The organism is Microvirga sp., from assembly GCF_014699075.1.
Lineage (GTDB): Bacteria > Pseudomonadota > Alphaproteobacteria > Rhizobiales > Beijerinckiaceae > Microvirga.
The window spans coordinates 224,512-248,059 of sequence record NZ_JACXAB010000004.1; the positions used below are offsets into that span (position 1 = coordinate 224,512).

14 protein-coding genes are annotated in these 23,548 nt (G+C 63.7%); 6 read left to right on the forward strand and 8 right to left on the reverse strand.

What is annotated here, in order from left to right; all coding sequences use genetic code 11:
* Nucleotides 1-4: 4 nt before the first annotated feature.
* The 4 genes from accC to IC232_RS08660 form a co-directional block, all read right to left on the reverse strand.
* Entirely contained in the window at nucleotides 5-1,360 is a 1,356-nt protein-coding gene (accC, locus tag IC232_RS08645; RefSeq protein ID WP_190844523.1) for an acetyl-CoA carboxylase biotin carboxylase subunit, read from the reverse strand.
* An 8-nt stretch (nucleotides 1,361-1,368) separates the two neighbouring features.
* The gene (accB, locus tag IC232_RS08650) at nucleotides 1,369-1,851 is read right to left on the reverse strand and encodes an acetyl-CoA carboxylase biotin carboxyl carrier protein (protein ID WP_190844524.1); all 483 of its coding nucleotides are present in this window, start codon (nucleotides 1,849-1,851) and stop codon (nucleotides 1,369-1,371) included.
* Nucleotides 1,852-1,878: 27 nt separating this feature from the next.
* A complete protein-coding gene (aroQ, locus tag IC232_RS08655) occupies nucleotides 1,879-2,346 on the reverse strand; it encodes a type II 3-dehydroquinate dehydratase (protein ID WP_190844525.1) in 468 nt (155 codons plus the stop codon).
* Between the two features lie 224 nt (nucleotides 2,347-2,570).
* Entirely contained in the window at nucleotides 2,571-3,350 is a 780-nt protein-coding gene (locus tag IC232_RS08660) for a DsbA family protein (RefSeq protein ID WP_190844526.1), read from the reverse strand.
* 298 nt (nucleotides 3,351-3,648) lie between these two features.
* Here IC232_RS08660 and IC232_RS08665 point away from each other — a divergent pair, with 298 nt between their 5' ends.
* The gene (locus IC232_RS08665; protein ID WP_190844527.1) at nucleotides 3,649-4,830 is read left to right on the forward strand and encodes a pyridoxal phosphate-dependent aminotransferase; all 1,182 of its coding nucleotides are present in this window, start codon (nucleotides 3,649-3,651) and stop codon (nucleotides 4,828-4,830) included.
* 156 nt (nucleotides 4,831-4,986) lie between these two features.
* Here IC232_RS08665 and IC232_RS08670 read toward each other — a convergent pair whose 3' ends face one another.
* A complete protein-coding gene (locus tag IC232_RS08670) occupies nucleotides 4,987-7,692 on the reverse strand; it encodes a ribonuclease E/G (protein WP_190844528.1) in 2,706 nt (901 codons plus the stop codon).
* A gap of 606 nt (nucleotides 7,693-8,298) precedes the next feature.
* On the opposite strand from IC232_RS08670, the gene IC232_RS08675 reads away from it, so the two are divergent.
* From IC232_RS08675 to prfB, 3 genes are all read left to right on the forward strand, one after another.
* Nucleotides 8,299-9,543, forward strand: a complete 1,245-nt coding sequence (locus IC232_RS08675) for an N-acetylmuramoyl-L-alanine amidase (protein ID WP_190844529.1) — start codon at nucleotides 8,299-8,301, stop codon at nucleotides 9,541-9,543.
* A gap of 110 nt (nucleotides 9,544-9,653) precedes the next feature.
* Entirely contained in the window at nucleotides 9,654-12,101 is a 2,448-nt protein-coding gene (locus tag IC232_RS08680; protein WP_190844704.1) for a penicillin-binding protein 1A, read from the forward strand.
* A gap of 166 nt (nucleotides 12,102-12,267) precedes the next feature.
* Nucleotides 12,268-13,396 (forward strand): peptide chain release factor 2 gene (gene prfB / locus IC232_RS08685; protein ID WP_190844530.1). Its coding sequence is split into 2 segments (ribosomal slippage): nucleotides 12,268-12,336 and nucleotides 12,338-13,396, totalling 1,128 coding nucleotides; the frame shifts between segments, so codons are not numbered across the junction.
* Between the two features lie 124 nt (nucleotides 13,397-13,520).
* Here prfB and IC232_RS08690 read toward each other — a convergent pair.
* Entirely contained in the window at nucleotides 13,521-15,026 is a 1,506-nt protein-coding gene (locus IC232_RS08690; RefSeq protein ID WP_190844531.1) for a matrixin family metalloprotease, read from the reverse strand.
* Between the two features lie 82 nt (nucleotides 15,027-15,108).
* Nucleotides 15,109-15,576, reverse strand: coding sequence for a peroxiredoxin (locus IC232_RS08695; protein ID WP_190844532.1), 468 nt, complete (start codon nucleotides 15,574-15,576; stop codon nucleotides 15,109-15,111).
* Between the two features lie 227 nt (nucleotides 15,577-15,803).
* Between IC232_RS08695 and IC232_RS08700 the strand changes: the two genes are divergently transcribed.
* Nucleotides 15,804-19,202 carry a DUF3971 domain-containing protein gene (locus IC232_RS08700; RefSeq protein ID WP_190844533.1) on the forward strand — a complete coding sequence of 1,133 codons (3,399 nt, stop codon included), beginning with the start codon at nucleotides 15,804-15,806 and terminating at the stop codon, nucleotides 19,200-19,202.
* A 5-nt stretch (nucleotides 19,203-19,207) separates the two neighbouring features.
* Here the strand turns inward: IC232_RS08700 and tyrS are convergent, their stop codons facing one another.
* Entirely contained in the window at nucleotides 19,208-20,470 is a 1,263-nt protein-coding gene (gene tyrS, locus IC232_RS08705) for a tyrosine--tRNA ligase (protein ID WP_190844534.1), read from the reverse strand.
* A 434-nt stretch (nucleotides 20,471-20,904) separates the two neighbouring features.
* Here tyrS and IC232_RS32855 point away from each other — a divergent pair, with 434 nt between their 5' ends.
* The gene (locus IC232_RS32855; protein WP_190844535.1) at nucleotides 20,905-23,538 is read left to right on the forward strand and encodes a M10 family metallopeptidase C-terminal domain-containing protein; all 2,634 of its coding nucleotides are present in this window, start codon (nucleotides 20,905-20,907) and stop codon (nucleotides 23,536-23,538) included.
* The last annotated feature ends 10 nt before the right edge of the window (nucleotides 23,539-23,548 follow it).

The window sequence follows — 23,548 nt, forward strand, 5'->3', positions numbered from 1 at the left end:
ACACCTACTCGTCTCCGAGCCCGCCGGTCTTCAGGAAGTTCTCCAGCCAGTGGATGTCGTACTGGCCGTTCTGGATTTCCGGGTTGCGCACTAGGGTGCGGAAGAGCGGGAGCGTGGTGTCGATGCCATCGACCACGAACTCGTCCAAGGCCCGGCGGAGGCGCATGAGGCACTCGTTGCGGGTGCGGCCATGCACGATGAGCTTGCCCACGAGGGAGTCGTAGTGCGGCGGGATGCGGTAGCCCTGATAGGCCGCCGAATCGACGCGCACGCCCAACCCGCCCGGCGGGTGGAAGTAGCTGATCGTGCCGGGCGAGGGGCGGAAGGTCGAGGGATGCTCGGCATTCACGCGGCACTCGATGGCATGGCCTTCGATCTTGATGTCTTCCTGCCTCACGGAGAGCGGATGGCCCGCCGCCACGCGGATCTGCTCGTTCACCAGGTCGATGCCGGTGATCATCTCCGTGACCGGGTGCTCCACCTGGATGCGGGTGTTCATCTCGATGAAGTAGAACTCGCCGTCCTCGTAGAGGAACTCGATGGTGCCGGCGCCTGCATATTGCAGCTCCTGCATGGCTTTCGCCACCACGCCGCCGATGCGCTCGCGCATCTCCAGGTTCAGCGCGGGCGAGGGGCCTTCTTCCCAGACCTTCTGGTGGCGGCGCTGGAGCGAGCAGTCGCGCTCGCCCAGATGAATGGCGTTGCCCTTGCCGTCGCCGAGAACCTGGATCTCGATGTGGCGCGGCTTCTCGAGATACTTCTCGATATAGACCGCATCGTCGCCGAAAGCGGCTTTCGCTTCGGTCTTGGCGGTCTGGAGCGCGTGGACGAGGTCCTCCTCGGTGCGCGCCACCTTCATGCCGCGTCCGCCGCCGCCGGCCGCGGCCTTGATGATCACCGGGTAGCCGATCTCCTTGGCGACGCGCTTGGCCTCGTCGTCGTCGGTGATGCCGCCCTCGGAGCCGGGCACGCAAGGAATCCCGAGGCGCTTGGCCGTGCGCTTAGCCTCGATCTTGTCGCCCATGATGCGGATGTGCTCCGCCTTGGGGCCGATGAAGGCGATGCGGTGATGCTCCAGCACCTCCGCAAAGCGCGCGTTCTCGGACAGGAAGCCGTAGCCGGGATGGATCGCGTCGGCGCCGGTGATCTCACAGGCGGCGATGAGCGCCGGGATGTTGAGATAGCTGTCGCGGGCGGCCGGCGGGCCGATGCAGACGCTCTCGTCGGCAAGGCGCACATGCATGGCATCCGCGTCGGCGGTGGAATGCACCGCCACAGTGGCAATGCCGAGTTCCTTCGCGGCGCGCAGGATGCGCAGGGCGATCTCGCCTCGATTGGCAATCAGGATCTTATCGAACATATCGCGCCTTACTCGATGACGAGGAGGGGTTCGCCGTATTCAACAGGTGTTCCGTCTTCGACAAAGATGGCCGTCACGGTGCCGGCGCGGGGCGCCACGATCTCGTTGAAGGTCTTCATGGCCTCGACGAGGAGAACCTTGTCGCCGGCCTGCACCTTGGAGCCGATCTCGACGAAGTTCTTCGCATCAGGGGAGGGTTTGCGGTAGGCGGTGCCGACCATGGGCGAGAGCACGGCGCCCGGGTTGGGCGCGCCCGCCTTCGTGGCAGCCTCGGCCGCAGCGGCCACGGATGGCGGCGGTGCCATGACCGGGGCGGGGGCGTGATGAGCGGCCGGAGCCGCTACCGGAACAGTGACGGCGGCGGTGACCATGCGCGCCACGCGGATGCGAAGGTCGCCCTTCTCCACTTCGATCTCGCTGAGATCCGTGTCGGCGATCAGGTTCGCCAGCTCGCGGACGAGATCAGGATCGAAAGGGTTTTCCTTGGCCATGGGGCTTACCTCTGCTTTTTTGAGGAATTAGTGCTGGGAGGGTTTCACCTGGCGGGCCCGCTCGGCCATCACCCGGTGAACCGCTTCCAGGCCGAGTAGGTAGCTCACGGGCCCGAAACCACAGATCACGCCGACGGAGACGGGCGCTATGAGCGAGCGATGGCGAAAGCCCTCGCGAGCATGAACGTTCGACAGATGGATCTCGACCGTCGGAGCGCCGCTGCCGGAAATGGCATCGCGGAGCGCGATCGAGGTGTGGGTGTAGGCGCCGGCATTGATGACGATGCCGGCTCCCTGAGCTCCTGCCTCCTGGATCCAGTCGACCAGATGTCCCTCATGGTTCGACTGGCGGAAGGTGACGGCCGCCCCAAGAGCCTCGGCCTTCTCGCGCACGAGCTTCTCGATGTCGGCAAGCGTGGTGCTGCCATAGATCTGAGGCTCCCTGCGGCCGAGCAGGTTGAGGTTGGGTCCGTTGAGGACGAAGACGGTGGTCATCGGATAAGGAGCGTTCCTTGAAGCCCCGTCAGGCGGAGCCGAAGCGCCCTCTTAGCCAAAAGGCGAGCAGGGGGAAAGGGGAAAACCTGGGCTTTCCCAAGCTTGGCGGGGGTTCCGGAAGGGCAGAGGGGGCAGTTCGGCCCGAAAAGCGGCGGCGTGTCAGCTTCCATTGTCATTCCGGGCTCGGTCTATAGCCACCCCGGAATGACAGTGGCGGTGAAACCCTAGCCGCAATTAGCCTTGCCACACTGGCGGACATTGTCCACGAGCTGCTTCAGGGGCTCCAGGCCGACCGCGCCGGGGATGACTGTCTCGCCGACGATGAAGGCCGGGGTTCCGGAGAGGCTCAGCTTGTCTCCGAGAGCCATGTTTTCCTGAAGGGCATTGCGGATCTCGGCGCTCTCCACGTCCTTCTGCAGGCGGGCCATGTCGATCCCCATCTCCTTGGCGACCGCCATGGCGCGCTCGCCGTTCACCCGGCCGCGGGTGTCCATGACCTTCACATGGTAGTCGAGGAGCTTCTGGCCCTGGAGCTGGTTCTTGACCGCGAGCGCCACCCGGCTTGCCTCGACGGAATCGGGCCCGAGGACCGGGAAGTCCTTCAGGACCACGCGGAGCTTGGGATCGCTCTTCATGAGGGTCTGAACGTCCGCCAGCGCCTTTTTGCAGTAGCCGCAGTTGTAGTCGAAGAACTCCACCAGGGTGACGTCACCCGACGGGTTGCCGACCACGTAGGAGTGCGAGGCGTTCAGGAGCGACTGTCTGGTTTCCTTCACGGCGCCGGCTTGAGCCACCTGCTGGGCTTCCCCCTGCCGCTTCTCGAGCTCGGCGATCACCTCGGTCAGGACCTCAGGGTTCTTCAGAAGGTAGTCCTTCACGATCTCGCCGATGGCCTGCTTCTGCTGGTCGGTGAAAACCACGCTCTGCGCCATCGCGGCGGGTGCCATGGCCAATGTGCCGAGCAGGGCCACAGCCCGGCCGATCTTGAGAAACGAAGAGCGCATTGAGGGTCCTTTGTGGAATTCTTGAGATAAGTCCGCACTTTAACGATGGTTCAAGTCGGACTTGAGACTTATCCGTTCTGTCGTGAGTTAGCGGCTTGACGAGCGCGGCGTCAAATCACGGCTGCGTATTCACACCTGTCTACAGCACCAGGTGTCATCCCCGGCGGCCGCAGGCCGGGAAGGGGATCCATAATGGTGCGTGTACCTATGGATTCCCTTCCCCTCCGCTGCGCTCCGGCCGGGAATGACACTGGAAAGCGCCTTGAGACCATCCGTCCAACGGGATACGAGCCTGTTTATGACCAAAGCATCCGCCGATCTCCACCAGCCCCTCATCGCGCGCCGCATGGACCGCGTCGCCTCCTTTCTCGCCATGGACGTGCTGAGCGCGGCCGCCGCCAAGGAGCGGCGGGGGGACAGCGTGATCCATATGGAGGTGGGCCAGCCGTCGGCACCGGCGCCGCGCGCCGCACGTGAGGCCGCGAAGGCGGCCCTCGACCTCGGCCGCATCGGCTATACGGAAGCGCTGGGCATGTCCGCCCTGCGCGAGCGCATCGCCCGGCATTACAAGGACACCTATGGGGTGAGCGTCGCGCCGGAGCGGGTGGTGGTCACCACCGGTTCCTCGGCCGGGTTCGTGCTGGCTTTCTTGAGCCTCTTCGATCCGGGCCAGCGGGTGGCGATCACGGCGCCGGGCTATCCTGCCTATCGCAACATCCTGGAGGCACTCGGTATCGAGCCGGTGACGATCCCGCTCGCCAAGGCGGACGGCTGGATCATGACCGCCGAGTCCATCGCCAGGGCTCATGCGGAGAAGCCCCTGCACGGCATCTTGGCTATGAGCCCGGCCAATCCCTCCGGCACCATGATCGGCCGCAAGGCGCTCGCCGAACTGGGCGAGACCTGCCGCCGCTTGGGGCTCTGGTTCGTGTCCGACGAGATCTATCACGGCCTCACCTACGGCGAGCCGACCTCGACGGCGCTCGCCTCGGACGACGACGCGGTGGTGATCAACTCGTTCTCCAAATATTACTGCATGACCGGCTGGCGCATCGGCTGGATCGTGGTGCCGGAGCGGCTGGTGCGCCCCATCGAGCGGCTGGCCCAGAACCTCTACATCTCGCCGCCCTATCTCTCGCAGGTGGCAGCGCTCGCCGCCTTCGACGCCATGGAGGAGCTGGAGGCCGTCAAGGCCGCTTACGCCCGCAACCGCGCCTATCTGCTGGAGGAACTGCCCAAGGTCGGCATTGCCGAAATGCACCCGGTGGACGGGGCCTTCTACATCTATGCCGACATCGCCCGCTTCACGAACGATTCCATCGGGTTCTCGAGGCGCATGCTGGAGGAGGCGGGCGTCGCTGCAACGCCCGGTCTCGACTTCGATCCCATCGAGGGCTCGCATTACCTGCGCCTGTCGTTCGCAGGCTCCGAGAACGACTGCCGCGAGACTGTGGCGCGGCTGAAGGCGTGGCTGAAGTAAAGATTTCCCGTCATCACCGGCCTTGTGCCGGTGATCTCGATCATGAGAGACGCAGCTTTCTTCGGATCGAGATGGCCGGGACAAGCCCGGCCATGACGTTTGAGATGATGTCCAAAAAGAAATGCCCGGCGTTGAGCCGGGCATTTTGTTTTTATCTTACGATCCGCTCAGGACAGACTTGGCCTTGGACCACCAGCCGGCGCGCTTGGGGCGCTCCGGGTCGGGTGGGGTCAGCACGACGGCGACCGGCTCAGGCTCCGGGATCACCGGTGCGGGAGCGGCAGGCTCCTCGGCGACGGGCTGTTGCGGGGCCATGATCCGCTCTTCCTGGGCTGCGGGCTTGGGAGCCTCGGCCACGGGCTGCGAATCTGCGGGAGAGGTCGCGTCGGAGGCCGGTGCGGCTTCCGCCTGGTCGGGGGCAAAGGAGCCTTCCTCCTGGGCGAACTCGCCATTCTCGTCCCGGCCGCGTCCACGACCGCCGCGGCGACCGCGACGGCGGCGGCGTCCCCCGCGGTCGTCCTCGGATTCGCCAGCCTCAGCCGATGCTGCCTCGGCTCCGGACGTCTGGGCTTCCGCCTCGTCCTCGCCGGCTTCGCCTTCAGATTCTTCGCCCTCGGCGCTCTCGTCGCCCTGGTCCGCTCCGGCAGAAACCTCGCGGTCGCGACCCCGACGGCGGCGACGGCGGCGGCGGCGACGGCGATCACCTTCGCTTTCGCTTTCGCCCTGCTCGCCGCGCTCTTCGCCGGCGGCCTGGGTCTCCTCGGCGGTGTCCTCTTCCGTCTCGACCTCATCCTCCTCGACAGGCTCGTCGACGGGGATGATGGCGTCGATCTGGATGCCGGTCGCGGCCGACTTGTGCTCCAGCTTGAGGGCCGGATCGCCGCGGTCGATGGCGTAGGTGGTGTGGCCCTGCAGGGTGTCGTCGGCCACGATGGAGATCGCGACGCCGAAGCGGCTTTCCAACTCGCGCAGGTGAATGCGCTTCTGGTTCAGGATGTAGAAGGCCGCTTCCATCCTGGTGCGGACCACGAGGTTGTAACTGGCGTTCTTGATGAGGGTTTCCTCGATCGAGCGCAGCACCTGCAGGGCGACGGACGGCGTCGAGCGCACGGAGCCGGTGCCGGCGCAGTGCGGGCAGGGGATCGAGGAGGATTCGAGCACGCCGGTGCGGATGCGCTGGCGCGACATCTCGAGCAGGCCGAAGGGCGAGATGCGGCCCACCTGGATGCGGGCGCGGTCGTTCTTCAGGCACTCGTTCAGCTTCTTCTCGACGGCGCGGTTGTTCCGCTTCTCCTCCATATCGATGAAGTCGATGACGATGAGGCCGGCGAGATCGCGCAGGCGCAGCTGGCGGGCGATTTCCTCGGAGGCTTCGAGGTTCGTGCGGAGCGCCGTGTCCTCGATGTTGTGCTCGCGGGTGGAGCGGCCGGAGTTCACGTCGATGGAGACGAGGGCTTCCGTCGGATTGATGACGAGATAGCCGCCCGACTTGAGCGTCACCACGTTCGAGAACATGGCATCGAGCTGGGCCTCGACCCCGAACTTGGCGAAGAGAGGCTGCGGATCGCGGTAGGGCTGGACCAGCTTCGAATGGCTCGGCATGAGCATCCGCATGAAGTCCTTGGCCTCGCGATAGCCGTCCTCGCCGGCGACCATCACGTCGTCGATGTCCTTGTTGTAGAGGTCGCGGATGGCGCGCTTGATCAGCGAGCCTTCCTCATAGACGAGGGCAGGGGCGGCGGACTTGAGGGTCAGCTCGCGCACGCTCTCCCACAGGCGCATCAGGTATTCGTAGTCGCGCTTGATCTCGGGCTTGGTGCGCGAGGCGCCGGCCGTGCGCAGGATGATGCCCATTCCTTCAGGCACCTCCAGCTCCTGGGCGATTTCCTTGAGGCGCTTGCGGTCGGCCGCATTGGTGATCTTGCGGGAAATGCCGCCGCCCCGGCCCGTGTTGGGCATGAGCACCGAGTAACGGCCTGCGAGCGACAGATAGGTGGTGAGAGCCGCGCCCTTGTTGCCGCGCTCTTCCTTGACGACCTGGACCAGGAGGATCTGGCGGCGCTTGATGACTTCCTGGATCTTGTACTGCTTGCGGGGCGTGCGCCGGCGCTGCGGAAGATCCTCGATGGCATCGTCGCCGCCGAGCTGCTCGACGATCTCGTGCTCCTCGACGTCGTCCTCGTCTTCGTCTTCTTCGTCCTCATCGTCGGACGATTCCCGATCGCCGTCGGTCGAACGGGCTTCGGCTTCGTCCGAGTCGTCCTCGTCCTGAGCGGAGGCGACATGCGCCGATGCCTCGACCGCTTCGACAGCGGCCCCTTCGGTGCCCTCGCTGGCTTCCGACGTGGCGCTCTCGGCCGATCCGGACGCGGAAGCGTCCAGCTGCGGGGTTTCACTCGTCTCGCCGGCTTCCGACTGATCGGAGGCCTCGCCCGCGTGCATCGCTTCTACGGCGCCGGCCTCGGCCTCGGTCGAGACAACGGTCTCGCTGTTGTCGGCGCGGCGCGGCGAGGAACGGCGGCGACGCCCGCCGCGGCTGCTGCGGCGCTCCTCCTCGTGCTCCTCCTCGCGCTGGGCTTCCGCCTCGGCTTCGAGCAGGGCCTGCCGGTCGGCGACCGGAATCTGGTAATAATCGGGATGGATTTCGCTGAAAGCCAGGAACCCGTGGCGGTTTCCGCCGTATTCCACAAAGGCCGCCTGGAGAGACGGTTCGACCCGGGTGACCTTGGCGAGATAGATATTCCCGCGCAGCTGCTTCCGGTTAGCGGACTCGAAGTCGAATTCTTCGACCTTCTGACCACGTACCACCACGACCCGGGTTTCTTCCGGGTGGGAGGCATCGATGAGCATCTTGTTTGCCATGTTGAACTCTCGACATGGCGATCGAGGGCAGGACCTGAGGCAGGGGCCGCATTGTGGGCGGTGAGGCACGCCGCAAGCGAAGGCGACGGGCTGAAATTGCGTTCGGAGTGCTGTCGATCGCCATCCTGCGCCGCGAAGGGGCGCATTCTGGGTTGAATTGGGCCGGCACAGGGCCGGAAAGGGTGGTGATGGGGCGTGCGCGAAGGGATACGCGCGATTCGAACGATGCAGAAACGAAGGTCATAGCTGACTTCGTGTGTGCAACCATTCGAGACGGCCCTTTCGTAGATATCGATGGGCCGGGTGAACCGGCCATCGGCGAGTGGCGACAGGCGTCGCCCTTTGATCCTGTCCGTAGCCTGTCGAGGGTGAGGCGGTCCCTGAAGGATCGGTCAACACAACCGTCTCCTCGGAGCCGCCGTCAGATTCGGCCATGCCGGACGGGATCAAGATCATTACAGATCGAATGGGGCATTTGGCAAGATGCTGTCTCACTGTGCCATGAATGCAACAGAGTCTCAGTAAACGGCCGCCGGGCGTGAGGTTCCGTTAACCAAACGCCCGCTATGAGTATAGGAAAGGACGCTCGAAACACAGCGATCAGCGATGCCTCTTTCCCTCTTCATACGCTTTGTCGGCGCTTGTCTCGTGGCGATTATCCTCGCTGCCGGGACGGGTCATGCCTGGGCGGCGGGAGAGGGCGCGAAGCCCGCGACCCCGATCATCGCCGCCGCCGCTGCGATCGAGCAGGATGGGGCAAAGACCCGGTTCAAGGTGACCCTGTCGAAGCCTGTGACGGCGCAAGTCTCCCTCATGGAGCGCCCGGACAGGCTGATCATCGACCTGCCGGAGGTGGCCTTCCATCTGCCGGCCGAGGCCGGACGCAGCAAGGAGGGGCTCATCGCCTCCTACCGCTACGGTCTTTTTGCTCCCGGACGCTCCCGCGTGGTGATGGACCTCGCGCAGCCGGCGGTCGTGTCGGGCTTGACCACTGCACCGGACGCGACCGGCGCCGCCACGATCCTGACCATTGAGCTCTCCCGGGTTGATCGGGAGGAGTTCCGCAAAACCGCATCGGGAAGCGCCGCACCAGTGAAGGAGGGTCCCGCACCCGTCGTGCACGCGACCAAGGATGCCCGTCCGGTGATCATGATCGATCCCGGCCATGGCGGCATCGATCCGGGTGCAGCGGCCGGCTCCGGAAGCGTGGCCGAGAAGGATCTGGTGCTCTCCTTTGCCCAGCGGCTGAAGAAGAAGCTCGAAGAGGGCGGTCGCTACAAGGTGCTCATGACCCGCGATCAGGACGTGTTCGTGTCCCTCGGAGACCGGGTGCGTGCCGCCCGCTCGGTCCAGGCCGATCTCTTCATCTCGATCCATGCGGATTCGATCTCGGGCGGGCAGGACGTGCGCGGGCTGACGGTCTATACCGGGTCCGAGCGGGCGTCGGACGCGGATTCCGCCCGGCTGGCGGATCGCGAAAACAAGGCCGATGCGGTGGCCGGCGTCGAATCGGGCGACATGCCGGACGACGTATCCGACATCCTGATGGACCTCACCCTTCGGGAGACCCGCGGCTTCTCCCACGGCTTCGCTTCCCGTCTCGTGGGCGAGTTCGATTCTGTGGCCCGACTCAACAAGAACCCCCACCGGCAGGCCCGCTTCCAAGTGCTGCGGGCGCACGACGTCCCGTCCGTTCTTGTCGAACTTGGCTACCTGTCGAGCCAAAAAGACTTAGATTTGTTGATGTCGGAGGAATGGCGGGCCAAGATGGTCTCGGCCATGTCGAATGCCGTGGACCGCTTTTTCGCGACCCGGCTCGCCCGGAGGGGCGCTGCCGCAGTTTTACCATAGAGTAGGTGTGGATACCCGTAGCGGGGGCGCGATTCATCGGCTAACGAGGGTCCGCTTTTTGAGATCTACATAAACGGGCGCCTGAAGGCGCCGTCATGGAACACCTTCGGATGCGCTTCGTCCTACGATTTTTCGGGTTCCTCTTCAGCGTTGGAGCGATCTTCTTCCTGATCGGCGCTGTCGGGCTCGCCTATGGATTCTGGTTCTATTCGAAGGATCTGCCGGATCACGCCCAGCTCGCGAACTACGAGCCGCCGGTGATGACCCGCATCCACGCGTCCGACGGCAGCCTGATCGCCGAATATGCCCGCGAGCGCCGGCTCTATGTGCCGATCGACTCCGTGCCCAAGCTTGTGATCGGGGCATTCCTGTCGGCCGAGGACAAGAACTTCTACAAGCACCCGGGCATCGACCCGGAAGGCTTGATGCGCGCCGTCGTGGTCAACCTTCGCTCGGGCGGATCGCGGGAGCAGGGCGCCTCCACGATCACCCAGCAGGTCGCCAAGAACTTCCTGGTCGGCAACGAGAAGAGCTATGAGCGCAAGATCCGCGAGGCACTGATCGCGCTACGCATGGAATCGACCTTCTCCAAGGAGAAGATCCTCGAGCTCTATCTCAACGAGATCTTCCTCGGCACCCTGACCCCGGGGCGCAATCTGCACGGCATCGCAGCAGCCGCCCTGGATTACTTCGGCAAGTCGATCCACGAGCTGACCATCGCCGAGTCCGCCTATATCGCAGCCCTGCCGAAGGGGCCGAACAACTACCACCCGTTCCGCCAGCGCAAGGCTGCCGTCGAGCGCCGGAACTGGGTGATCGAGCGCATGGCCGTCAACGGCTACATCTCCAAGGAGGCGGCGGATGCTGCCCAGAAGGAGCCGCTCAACGTCAAGCCGCGGAACGTGTCCCCCAACAGCATTGCCTCGGGCTATTTCGCCGAGGGCGTGCGCCGCGACATCGCCGAGCGCTATGGCGAGGAAACCCTCTATGAGGGTGGCCTGCTGATCCGCTCGACCCTCGACCCCAAGATGCAGGCCATGGCCCGCAAATCCCTTGTGGACGGTCTGGTGCGCTTCGACGAGGCGCGCGGCTGGCGCGGAGCTCAGCAGAAGATCGACCTGGCGGGCCGCGAATGGGGTCTCGCCCTGTCCGAGGTGCCGATTCTCGGCGACGTCCAGCCGTGGCGCCTCGCGGTCGTGCTGGAGGTTGCGCGCGGGCAGGCCAAGGTCGGCTTGCAGCCCAGGCGGGAGGCCTCGGGCCAGGTCGTGAAGGAGCGCGAAACCGGCATCGTGGGAGCCGACGGCGTGAGATGGACGCGCCGGCCCGTCGAGCGTGCCGTTTCCGTTGGTGACGTGGTCTATGTGGAGCCTCTGGCCGACAAGGAGGGACAGTTCCGTCTGCGCCAGATTCCCGAGATCTCAGGCGCCATCGTGGCCATGGACCCGAATACGGGCCGCGTCCACGCCATGGTGGGCGGCTTCTCCTACGACCAGAGCGAGTTCAACCGGGCCATCCAGGCCCTGCGCCAGCCGGGCTCGTCGTTCAAGCCGCTCGTCTACGCGACGGCCCTCGACAACGGCTATACGCCGTCATCCCAGATCATGGACGCACCCTTCGTGCTCGACATGGGGCCGGGCCAGGAGGCTTGGGCGCCCAAGAACTACGACGGCAAGGCGGGCGGCCTGCGCACCCTGCGCTATGGCATCGAGCATTCCAAGAACCTGATGACGGTCCGCCTCTCCAACGAGGTCGGCATGCCGGTGATCTCGGAATATTCCCGGCGTTTCGGCGTCTATGACGACATGCTGCCGCTGCTTTCCATGTCGTTGGGAGCCGGCGAGACCACCGTGATGCGCATGACGGCGGCCTACTCGATGTTCGTCAATGGCGGCCGCCGCATCAAGCCGACCCTGATCGACCAGATCCAGGACCGCAATGGCCGCACGATCTACCGTCACGACGACCGCAAATGCGCGAACTGCAATTCGGAGAAGTGGGACGGTGGCGCTGCGCCCAAGCTCACCGAAAACCGTGAGCAGGTGATCGACCCGCTCACGGCCTACCAGATGACCTCGATCCTGGAAGGTGTGGTCCAGCGCGGCACGGCCCAGACGGTCAAGGCCGTCGGCAAGCCGCTCGCGGGCAAGACCGGCACCACCAACGACGCCAAGGACGTGTGGTTCGTCGGCTTCTCGCCGGATCTCGCCGTGGGCGTGTTCCTGGGCTACGACCAGCCGAAGTCGCTGGGCAATGCAGCCACCGCCGGCCAGTATGCGGCGCCTGTGTTCCGCGACTTCATGCAGATGGCGCTCACGGACAAGCCAGCCACGCCGTTCCGCGTGCCGGCGGGCATCAAGCTCATCCGTGTCAACGCCTCGACCGGCACCCGCGCGGGCGGGGAGGGCGGCGGCACGATTCTCGAAGCCTTCAAGCCCGGACAGTCCCCGCCGGAATTCATCCCGCCGGAGCCTGAGGAGATCCCGCAGGCGGAATATGCGCCTCCTCCTCCCGGAGCGCCGCGGCAGGCCGGTGGTGTCGGACCCGGCGGATTGTACTGACGGGCGCTCGTCGCCATATCGATACCCATCCATATCAACAGAATCGCAAGCCCTCGAGCCAAGCCAGGCTGGAGGGCTTGCGCCGATAGGCTCAAAGTGCATTCCCCTTTGGGGCCGGATGCTCTAAGACGCCGTCATCACAGGCACGGACAGAACGAACGGAACAATGCGCGCCGAAATCCAACATCTCGTAGATGAGACCAAGCAGTCAGTCGGGCTGCTGAGGAGGCATCTTTGACTGGGACAATGCCCAGCGACGCCTCGCAGAACTGAACGCCCAAGCCGAAGGTCCCGACCTCTGGAACGATGCGGACGCCGCGCAGAAGATCATGCGTGAGCGCACCTCCCTGGAGGACCAGATCACCGCCATCAAGCGGATGGAGCAGGACCTCGAGGACGCCATCACTCTGATCGAGCTCGGCGAGGCCGAGGACGACGAGAGCACGATCAAGGAAGGCGAAGAGACCATTCGCGGCCTTCAGGCCGAGGCCGCCCGCCGTCAGGTGGAGACCCTGCTCTCCGGCGAGGCCGACGCCAACGACACCTATGTGGAGGTGCATTCGGGCGCCGGCGGCACGGAAAGCCAGGACTGGGCCAACATGCTCCAGCGCATGTATGCCCGTTGGGCCGAGCGCCGGAAGTACAAGGTCGAGCTTCTGGAAATCACCGACGGCGAAGAGGCCGGCATCAAGAGCGCCACGCTGCTGATCAAGGGCCACAACGCCTATGGCTGGCTGAAGACCGAGTCCGGGGTCCATCGCCTCGTGCGCATCTCGCCCTACGATTCCAACGCCCGCCGGCATACGAGCTTTGCCTCGGTGTGGGTCTATCCGGTGGTGGACGACCGCATCAACATCGAGATCAAGGAATCCGACTGCCGCATCGACACGTTCCGCTCATCGGGCGCGGGCGGCCAGCACGTGAACACCACCGACTCGGCCGTGCGCATCACGCATATTCCGAGCGGCATCGTGGTGGCCTGCCAGCAGGAGCGCTCCCAGCACAAGAACCGGGCCACCGCCTGGAACATGCTGCGCGCGCGTCTCTACGAGGCCGAGCTGAAGAAGCGCGAGGAGAAGGCCAGCGCCGAGGCCGCCGCCAAGACGGACATCGGCTGGGGTCACCAGATCCGCTCCTATGTGCTGCAGCCCTACCAGATGGTGAAGGACCTGCGCACGGGAACTCAGTCGACCGCTCCGCAGGACGTGCTCGACGGCGACCTCGACCCCTTCATGGAAGCCTCGCTCGCCCAGCGCGTTTATGGCGGCGACGCCGAAGTCGAGGACATCGACTAGGACGGCTTTTTCTGCGGTCGCAATTCTGTTGCTAGGATGCAGGACTGCGACCGCGGAACCGTTTCATGAGTTGAAACGAAAAGACCCACTCGATCGAGTGGGCCTTTGTCATCAATGGTCAGATCTATACGACGAAAAAGTCGTAGGATTTGATCGTCACCACTTGCGTGAATTGCGCGAAGCGCAAGGCGGCGTTGGGGCCGGAGCCGTCCGAGTCATAAGCGAGAGATCGCCCAGTGTAGTCGAAGAGGACCCTGTCATCCGCATCCTTCGCGGTCGATCCCTCCACGAACACCTCAAAGCGCAATGTGCCTTTGGTAAGGGTACTGAAGACGGTTGACGACAGGAGGATCTGATCCTCCCAGCTGCTGAAATCAGCAATCTGATCCACGTCGTCGACGCCGTTGAACCAAGTGTCGAAACCAAACTGATCGCTGCCCGCGCCGCCGCTCAGGATGTCGCTCCCTGCGCCTCCATAGAGCGTATCATTCTCGAAGCCGCCATCCAGGTTGTCGGCGCCGTCGCCTCCCTGCAGGATGTCGTTGCCATCTCCACCGCTCAAGATGTCGTTGTCGATGTCTCCGTTCAGAGTGTCATCGTCATCCCCGCCGTCCAGATTGTCGCTGCCTGCGCCGCCCTGCAGGGTATCGTTGTCGTCGTCACCCTTCAGGACATCGTTGCCGGAGTCGCCGTATAGGATGTCATCGCCATACCCGCCGCCGAGGTTGTCATCGCCCGTAGCGCCCTGCAGCAGGTCGTCGCCGAGACCGCCTCTCAGGACATCGTTGCCGGAATTGCCGAACAGCATGTCCTCGTCATCCCCGCCGCTCAGGACGTCATTGCCAGTTCCACCGTAGAGGCTATCGTCGCCGGCAAAGCCGTAGAGCTTGTCGTTGCCGCTGACGCTCTTGATGATGTCCTTGGCGTTGACGCCATAGATGATGTCGGCCTTGCTCTTGCCGGTCTGGGACAGCGTCTCCTTGGTCTTGTTCCAGTACCATTTCGCAACCTGTTTCCCATCCTGCGATGGATCCCCGTAGAGGGCGCGAATGGCTTCGATGTCCAAAGCTCCCAGCCCGACGGGCCCCATATCGACGTCGCCGCCCGTGTAGCTCATGACCGTGTGCTTGACGTTGTCGAGGTCCGAGCTCAGCAGCTTCTTGTTGTGAGCCATCTTATGGAAGGGATGCTTGAGACCCAAGGCGTGGCCCATCTCGTGAAGCAGGACGTAGAGCATGAAATTCGGGTTACGGGTGATCTCCGAGCGGCTCAGGGTGTTCAGGTAAACATTCCCTCCGCTTTCATCCCGCGCCTGGTCCGTCCATCCATCGACGCTATCGCGGGCAAGTTCCGGGAACTCCGCCCAGGCGGTGACCGTGTACCAGTTCCAAGCCCACTGAAACTTCAGCTCGGCATCGCCTTTCTTGACCTCAAGGAACCGGATGCCGCTGGCATCGCCCCACATCTTCAAGGCCTTCTGCGCCATGGCTTTCTCGGCGCTGCCGAACTTCGACGCCCCCTCGGACACAGCATTGAAGGAATAGGTAAGGAAGACAGGCCGCTTGGCGGTCTTCAAGGAAGAGTAAGCATTCCAGCTTTGGCCGGAGAGAATGGCTGTGTAGCTCGACATCGGGGATCACTGCGTAGGAGGGATAGGCGGACGGCAGACCTTAGGAATATTTGATGCATGGCCGCAATGAGCCATCCTGTCGCTAACCCAGAGCTTGGGCGGCCTTGAGCACCTCCTCCGCATGGCCCGGCACCTTCACCTTGGACCAAACCTGAGCAATGACGCCGTTCCGGTCGATCAGCACCGTGGTGCGCTCGACGCCCATGTACTTGCGGCCATACATGCTTTTTTCCGCCCAGACGCCGTAGGCCTGCAGCATGGCCGTGGCCTCGTCCGAAGCCAGGGTGAAATCCAGGCCGTATTTGGCGCGGAACTTGTCGTGGCTCTTCAGGCTGTCGGGCGACACTCCCACGATTTCCGTGTCGGCTGCTGTGAATTCGGCTTTCAGCGCCTGGAAATTCTGTGCCTCCAGGGTGCAGCCGCTGGTGTCGTCCTTGGGGTAGAAGTAGAGCACGATCTTTCGGCCCTTCAGTCCGTCGAGGCTGATCTCCCGACCATCTGTCGCAGGCAGGGAGAAGTCCGGAGCCCTGGTTCCGATGCTAAGGGTCATGAAACGCCTTCCTTTCGGCGGAATGTACTGTTTGGAAACCTCTGGTGTGCACGACTGATGGGGAAACAGTCGCGGGATGCTCCCGAGGCGGTTAAGGTCACACCTCTTGATTCCCTGAATGGCGCCCATGCGCAAGAACCGGATTGCCAAACGTCACAAGAATGAAGCTGCCCCTGCGTAACACGTTGTCCCGGCGAGACCCGGTCAAGCGAAGCCTCCTACGGCGCGTGTTGCGTGGCACTCTCTATGTGAAGCTTGGGCTGATCGTGTTCCTGGCCGCCGCCTTCGGGCTGCTCTACCTGCGCCTGTCGGCTGCTCCCATGAGCTTCGGCCGTCTGCCCGAGCGGGTCGCAGAGGCGCTGGCGTCCCGCATCGGGCCTGGCTGGAGGGTGACCCTGCGCAATACGGCGATCGAGCTGCATGACGGCTCGCCGGCGTTGCGCGCGAACGGCCTCGACATCCGCGCTCCCGGCGGCGAGCTCGTGCTCCGAGCCCCTTATGCCATCCTGAGCGCGGACATGACTTCGCTCCTGACGGCCAATCTCCAACCCAAGGCCATCGAGGTTCGCGATCTCCAGTTGCGGATCCGGGTGAACCGGGACGGCTCGCTCTCCTTCTCGCCCGTACAGGGGGCTGAGGGAGAGGCAGCCCAGCCCAGCGCTGCCGTGCCGGAACCCTCCAAGGAGGCGGCTGCGTCGATGGCCCGCGACGTGAACGGGCCTTCGCCGGTCTCCGGGGCTGTTGGATCTCTGCTCGAACTCATCGTCGGTCCCGGCAGCGTCCTGAACTCGCTCAACCAGGCCCAGCTGACCAACGCGCGTCTGGTCTTCATCGATGCGGACGGGCGCGAGCGGGCGAGGTTTCAGCGCGTCGACGCCGTTTTCGACTGGACCGAGAACGGCGGCCGCCAGTTCGCCGCCACCGTGGAGGGGCCACAGGGGCCTTGGCGGCTGAACGGCAACGCGACGGCGGAAGCCAAGGATGCCTACCGGGCCAGCATCGTGGCCGAGCGGGCGCCCATTACGGACATTCTCCTGCTCGCCGGCGCCTCCGAGCTTCCGGCGACCACGGATCTCGAGTTCTCGGGCCGCTTTGACTTAGGCTTTGCGGAAGGCCGTGTGACGGAGCTGAAGACGCAGCTTGAGAGCAGCCCCGGCACGATCCAGATCCAGGATCCGGACACATCCCCATTCCCGGTCGAGAAGGCCGTCATCGAGGCGCATTGGAACGAGGCGGCAAAAGCGCTTGAGCTTCAACGCATCGAGGCGAAAGGCGGAGACACGAATCTGCGCCTCCAGGGCCGCATGCTAGCACCGAACGGTAACAATCCCTGGCGCCTGAGCCTGAACGGCCGCGATATCGCCTGGTCGGGGGCAGCTGCCGGCGACCGGCCCCTCCGGGTCAGCGAGTTTGCGGCCGACCTTTCCGGGCATGATGGCGTCAGGATCGACGGCATCATGCTCAAGGGCCCGGAGCTTTCCGCCCGCATCAGCGGCCTCCTGGCGGCCACCGCCGACCCGAAGGGGCTTAGGCTTGATGTCCGCGCCGAGAAAACCGAGATCCGCTCCGCCCTGCGGCTGTGGCCGGAAGCCGTAGCCCCACCAGTCCGGCGGTACCTGGTCTCCCATTTGAAGGCCGGGATGCTCGAGGCCATCGATCTCAAGGTCGCGATGACCGGCGCCGACATCGAGAAGGCGCTGAACGGCGGCCCAACGCCCGACGAGTCCCTGAAGATCGACTTTGCCGTCTCCAATGGCACCTTGCAGGTCGATGAAGGCATCCCGCCGATCTCCGGCATGAATGCGACGGGCCAGGTCACCGGAATGAAGGTGCTCGTTCGCGCACCGACCGGGCTCGTTCAGATGGCGAACAACCGATCCCTGTCGGCCTCGGAAGGCGCCTTCGTCCTGGACAATTACTGGGACGACAACGGGGTGGCGCGCATCGACTTTCGCCTTATGGGCGGCGCCGACGGCCTCGGGGCGCTGCTGCTCGAGCCGCGGATCAAGGAGATCGCAGGCTTCAACATCGATCCGGCCACCATGAAGGGCAGGACGGATCTGCGGGTCGGCATCGGCCTGCCGATCAACGACATTCCCCAATTCGTCGACCTGCCGCTGAAGGTTGGCGGAATGGTCAGCGACTTCGGCGTCGACGGCTTCTTCGGGAAGGATCGCCTTGAGAATGCGGACCTGACCATCGCGTACGACCGCGGTGATCTGTCAGTGAAAGGCAGCGGCAAGCTCGCCGGAAGCACGGCCGCCATCGATCTCCAGAAGAGCCGGCAGGGCGGGCAGGCGAGCGTGGCCTTCTCCCTCGACGAGGCCGCGCGCAGCAGGCGCGGGCTCTCCTTCGGCTCGCAGCTCACCGGCACCGTCGGCCTCAAGGCGAGCCTACCGTTGGGCGCGAACGCGCCGTCGGTCATCAACGTCGAGGCGGACCTCGCCAGGGCCGGTGTCGACCAGCTCGTGCCGGGTTGGGTGAAGCCCGCTGGCAGGCCGGGCAAGCTCACCTTCACCATGGTGGATGGGCCGACGAACGAGATCCGCGATCTGCAGCTCGACAGCGGCAACGTCCAGCTGCGGGGCCATGCCACGCTCACCAACGAGGGCGGCCTGGACAAGGCTGAGCTTTCGACGTTCAAGCTTTCGCCGGGCGACGATATGCGCGCTCAAATCGAGCGGTCCAACGGGGTCTACAAGGTCACGATCCGGGGAAATGTGGGCGATGCGCGGCCTTTCGTGAAAGGCGGAGGAACGGCGCCGCCAGGCGGCCGCAGCGCTGCTGCCCAAAAGGACACCAAGGATTTCGACCTTGATCTCAACCTCAACATCCTGACCGGCTTCAACGAGGAGGCGATCACGAACGCCACCGTGAAGGCATCCATGCGCAAGGATAGCCTGCGCCAGCTCGACCTGAAGGGACGGCTTGGGGCAACCGACATCCTCGGCCGCACCATCCCGCAAGCCGGGGGCGGCCCGGTGGTGATCATCCAGGCGGAGGATGCGGGCGCGCTCCTGCGGTTCACGGACATCTACAAGCGCATGTCGCGCGGCAATCTCATCCTGCAGCTCTCCACGGGAGACGAGCCGCAGGCCGGGCATGTGATCATGCACTCCTTCGCGCTGGTCAACGAACCGGCCCTGCGCCGCATCATTCCGACCCAGACCCAGGTGGTCGCCGGGCGCGATCAGGCCGGCAAGCCGCAGCTGGTTCGCGTGGACGTGAACGAGATCCAGTTCACGAAGGCGCGGCTTGAATTCACGCGTTCGTCAGGGCGCCTGGATTTCAAGGATGCGGCCATCTGGGGCAACCAGATCGGATTTACCCTCGGCGGATTCATCGACTATGCCCGCGACCGTCTCGACGTGTCGGGAACCTTCGTGCCGGCCTATGGGCTCAACAACGTTTTCGCCCAGGTGCCGCTGTTCGGGCCGTTGCTGGGCGGCGGCCAGAACGAGGGGCTGTTCGCCGTCAATTTCCGCCTGAACGGGCAGGCGAGCGCACCGTCCCTGTTGGTCAATCCGCTCTCGGCCGTGGCGCCGGGCTTCCTGCGCAAGCTCTTCGGCGTGGGAGCCGAGCAGGCGCCGCAGACCGGATCGCTGCCGACGACCTCTGAGCGCTAGACCGCCTACACCGCGCGCAGCAGCACGTGCTTCTTCTTGCCGAAAGACAGCTTGATCACGCCCTCGGCCGTCACGTCCGAGAGGCTCAACGTCCCCCGCTCGTCCGACACGGCCTGATCGTTCACCCTGAGGCCGCCGCTCTTGATCTGCCGACGCGCCTCGCTCGATGAGGGCACCAGCTTGGCGTAGTCGGGCCCGAAAGCCGCCAACACGCCAAGCCCGCCTTCAAGCACATTGGACGGAATCTCGATGGTTGGCAGGCTCTCCGCCAGCGCCCCTTGCTCGAAGGTCATGCGGGCGGTCTCGGCGGCCAGCTCCGCTGCCTCGCGGCCATGGAGGAGGGCGGTTGCTTCCGTTGCGAGAACCTTCTTCGCCTCGTTGATGTCGGCGCCCTGGAGCGCCTCGAGCCGTGCGATCTCATTCATCGGCAGGATCGTGAAGAGCTTCAGGAAGCGGGCCACATCCCCATCTTCGGTGTTGCGCCAGAACTGCCAGTAATCATACGGGCTCAACATGTCGGCGTTGAGCCAAACGGCGCCGGAGGCGGTCTTGCCCATCTTGGCGCCGGAGGCTGTGGTCAGCAGGGGGCAGGTGACGGCGTAGAGCTGCGGCGTGCCAAGGCGGCGGCCGAGATCGATGCCGTTGACGATGTTGCCCCACTGGTCCGAGCCGCCCATCTGCAGGATGCAGCCATAGCGCTTGTTGAGCTCCGCGAAATCGTAGGCCTGGAGGATCATGTAGTTGAATTCCAGGAACGACAGCTCGTGCTCCCGGTCGAGGCGCAGCTTCACGCTGTCGAAGGACAGCATGCGGTTGACCGAGAAATGCCGGCCCACGTCGCGCAGGAATTCGATGTAGTTGAGCTTGGTCAGCCACTCGGCATTGTCGACCATGATGGCGTCGGTCTTGGCCTCGCCGAACGAGATGAAGCGCGAAAAGACCGTCTTGATGCTGTCCTTGTTGGCCTCGATCTGCTCCACGGTGAGGAGCTTGCGGCTCTCGTCCTTGCCCGAAGGATCGCCCACCCGGGTCGTGCCGCCGCCCATGAGGGTGATGGGCTTTCCTGCGCCAGTCTTCTGCAGCCAGTGCAGCATCATGATCGAGAGCAGGTGCCCCACATGGAGCGACGGGCCGGTGCAGTCGTAGCCCACATAGGTGGTCAGCCTGTTCTCCAGAGCCGCGGCATCCACGCCCTCGAAATCGGAGGTCTGGTGAATGAAGCCCCGCTCGGTGAGCACCTTCAGGAAGTCGGACTTTGGCGCGTTCATATCTCTACTCCGGCATGCCGGGACATTCGGCTCAGGTCAGCCATTGCTGCCCAATGTGCAGCTCCAAGGCCCAGGTTTCAGTTGGATTGCTGGGCATTAACAGCTTAATCGGCAATTTTCACGGATTTTTCTAATTTTTTTGCTCAATCTAAGGGACGATAGGACAATATTCAGTTGGAATAATCGTGAGCTTGGCAATTATAATTTAATGTTATACAATAACCGAAAGCGAATTTTAGGAGCTGCTTATGTGCATGAGTTGTGCAATGTCGGGACAGTCGGCCTCTTGGGGGGTCTTCGGTCATGATCTGAGCAGTCCCCGTGGTTGGTCTGCCAATAGTGTTGGCTATAACCCTTCGCCGTCCAAATCAGTCATTGGGTACTACACGGAGCTGGTTGCAGAGTATCAGCCGGATAGCTGGCATACTTCGAACATGCTGTCCTTGGTCTCTGGGGATAAATGGAACAAGTCGAATGTCACCTTTAGCTTCCCGGATACGCGTTCAGACTACGGACTAATCTATCCAGATGCTTCTGGTTTCCGCGCGGTAACATTTGATCAGCAGCAGGCTGTTCGCTACATTCTTGAGGGCAGTAGCCCATTCGCCGGCGGTCCCAAGATGTCTCTTGGCTCCGTGGAATCGCTGACGAACCTATCCTTCTCATATGCGGGCCAGAACGACGCCAATATCCGTGTCGGACGTTCCGACATCGATGCGGGGGGGCGCGGATATTACCCCAATGTGCCTGTGTATGGCGGCGATGTTTGGCTCAAGAACAAGTATACTAACGCGGATGTTGGTTCTTACGGCTACAAGCTCCTGCTTCATGAGCTGGGGCATGCACTCGGTCTCAAGCATGCTCATGAAGGCAAGGACTGGTATGCTGGGGTGATCGACAGGCCGATCAGCGCGGATCGCGACTCGATCGAGTTCACAGTCATGACCTACCGGTCTTATGTGGGTGGACCGGCCAGCAACTACTCTTTCGAGACATACGGCGCGCCGCAGACATTCATGATGTATGACATTGCAGCGCTGCAATACCTATATGGCGCTGACTTTACGACGAACAGCGGCAACACCGTCTATCGTTGGACACCAACGACGGGCGAGACTTTCGTTAACGGCGTCGGGCAGGGCAATCCGGGCAACGGTATGTGGGGCTCGAACAGGATCTTCCTTACGATCTGGGATGGTGGCGGCAACGATACTTACGATCTCTCGAGTTACGGCTCGGAACTGAAGATTGATCTCGCGCCAGGAGGATGGTCCAAGCTTTCTTTCGGCCAAACTGCTGATCTCGGGAACGGAAACAAAGCTCGCGGCAACGTCTTCAATGCTCTCCAGTATAGAGGTGACAGCCGATCTCTGATCGAGAACGCTTATGGCGGCTCAGGGAATGACGAGATCCGCGGGAATCAGGCGAGCAACGAACTCAGAGGCAACGGCGGAAACGACGTGCTTGAGGGACGCGGCGGGATGGATACGCTGCATGGCGGTGAGGGCACCGATTACGCGGTGTACTGGAACGCCTCCTCGGCAGTGTTCGTCAGCCTGGCAAATACCTGGCGCAACACCGGCGATGCATCGGGCGACAGCTACATCTCCATCGAAGGTCTGCAAGGCTCCGATCATGCTGACACTCTGGAGGGCAACGACTCCGGAAACGACCTGCATGGGCGCTCGGGCAACGACAGGCTCTATGGTCTGGACGGACGCGACTTCCTCAGCGGCGGGGCTGGCGACGATCGGCTCTACGGCGGAGCCGGCGCAGACTGGCTGCATGGAGGAGCCGGTTTTGACATCGTGGAATACAGCGGCGCCACCTCCGGCGTGGTGGTTGATCGTCAGGCAATGGGGCGCAACACGGGCGACGCCGCCGGCGACGAATATCAGGACAATATCGAGGGTGTAGGCGGCACCGGCTACACCGATAAGCTGTATGACGACGACGGCGCGCACGAACTCTATGGGCTCGGCGGCAATGACGAACTCTGGGGCCGGGGCGGCAACGACTACCTGGAAGGCGGAGCGGGCGATGACCTGCTGGTCGGTGGCATAGGCGCCGACATCCTCAACGGTGGCGATGGCTACGACATTGCCAGCTACTTAAATGCCACCTCTGCCGTGCAGGCGTCCCTAGAACGGCCTTGGGACAACGGCGGTGAGGCTTATGGCGACACGTTCGTGTCGATCGAGGGCCTGAGCGGGTCGAACTACGTCGACTGGCTCACCGGCAACGCTTGGAACAACACGCTCTCTGGCTATGGCGGTAACGACGAGCTGTTTGGCGGTGGTGGAGCCGATGCGCTCTATGGCGGCGAAGGCGGAGATGGGCTCTATGGCGGACTCGGCGCCGACGTCCTCGATGGCGGAGCAGGACACGACTTTGCCTGCTACGACCGCGCCACGTCAGGAGTGGAAGCCAATCTCTCGGAGAGCTGGCGCAACAAGGGCGAGGCTGCCGGCGATAGGTATGTGTCGATCGAGGGGATCGGCGGCTCGGCCTATGCGGATGCGCTGGGCGGCAATGAGGTCTACAACGAGCTGTTCGGTCATGGCGGCAATGACGAGCTATGGGGCTTTGGAAACGGTGACTGGCTGGTCGGCGGCGACGGTCATGACCTGCTGATCGGTGGAGCCGGCTCCGACTGGCTGACTGGCGGCAATGGCTCGGACATCTTCCGCTTCGACAGCGCACTGGGTGCCGGCAACGTGGATAGTGTCAACGACTTCACCGTGGGCTCGGACGTCTTGCAGCTCACGCGCAACACGTTCACGGCGTTTGCCAACCAGGGCTCGGTCAACTCTTGGCAGTTCACCTATGGTACTGCCGCAACCAATGCATCGCCTGGTGTACAACAGCGGCACTGGCGACCTGTTCTACGATGCGGACGGAGCCGGCGGTGCAGCCCAGGTGCAGTTTGCCACGCTCGGCAAAGGCCTGGCCCTCTCCGCCTCCAGCTTCGCCCTGCTCTGGCTGTAAGCACCAGACAAACGGACAAACTATCGACAAGCATAAGGCCGGTGCCACGAGCGCCGGCCTTTTGCTATTGGGAGCTTTGAAAGAGAAAGC

Coding starts and splice junctions, on each gene's coding strand:
- tyrS (WP_190844534.1), bottom strand. CDS start 20,470: ATGAACGCGCCAAAGTCCGACTTCCTGAAGGTGCTCACCGAGCGGGGC.
- IC232_RS08680 (WP_190844704.1), top strand. CDS start 9,654: ATGCGCTTCGTCCTACGATTTTTCGGGTTCCTCTTCAGCGTTGGAGCG.
- IC232_RS08660 (WP_190844526.1), bottom strand. CDS start 3,350: ATGCGCTCTTCGTTTCTCAAGATCGGCCGGGCTGTGGCCCTGCTCGGC.
- IC232_RS08695 (WP_190844532.1), bottom strand. CDS start 15,576: ATGACCCTTAGCATCGGAACCAGGGCTCCGGACTTCTCCCTGCCTGCG.
- IC232_RS32855 (WP_190844535.1), top strand. CDS start 20,905: ATGCTGTCCTTGGTCTCTGGGGATAAATGGAACAAGTCGAATGTCACC.
- accC (WP_190844523.1), bottom strand. CDS start 1,360: ATGTTCGATAAGATCCTGATTGCCAATCGAGGCGAGATCGCCCTGCGC.
- IC232_RS08665 (WP_190844527.1), top strand. CDS start 3,649: ATGACCAAAGCATCCGCCGATCTCCACCAGCCCCTCATCGCGCGCCGC.
- accB (WP_190844524.1), bottom strand. CDS start 1,851: ATGGCCAAGGAAAACCCTTTCGATCCTGATCTCGTCCGCGAGCTGGCG.
- aroQ (WP_190844525.1), bottom strand. CDS start 2,346: ATGACCACCGTCTTCGTCCTCAACGGACCCAACCTCAACCTGCTCGGC.
- IC232_RS08675 (WP_190844529.1), top strand. CDS start 8,299: ATGCCTCTTTCCCTCTTCATACGCTTTGTCGGCGCTTGTCTCGTGGCG.
- IC232_RS08670 (WP_190844528.1), bottom strand. CDS start 7,692: ATGGCAAACAAGATGCTCATCGATGCCTCCCACCCGGAAGAAACCCGG.
- IC232_RS08690 (WP_190844531.1), bottom strand. CDS start 15,026: ATGTCGAGCTACACAGCCATTCTCTCCGGCCAAAGCTGGAATGCTTAC.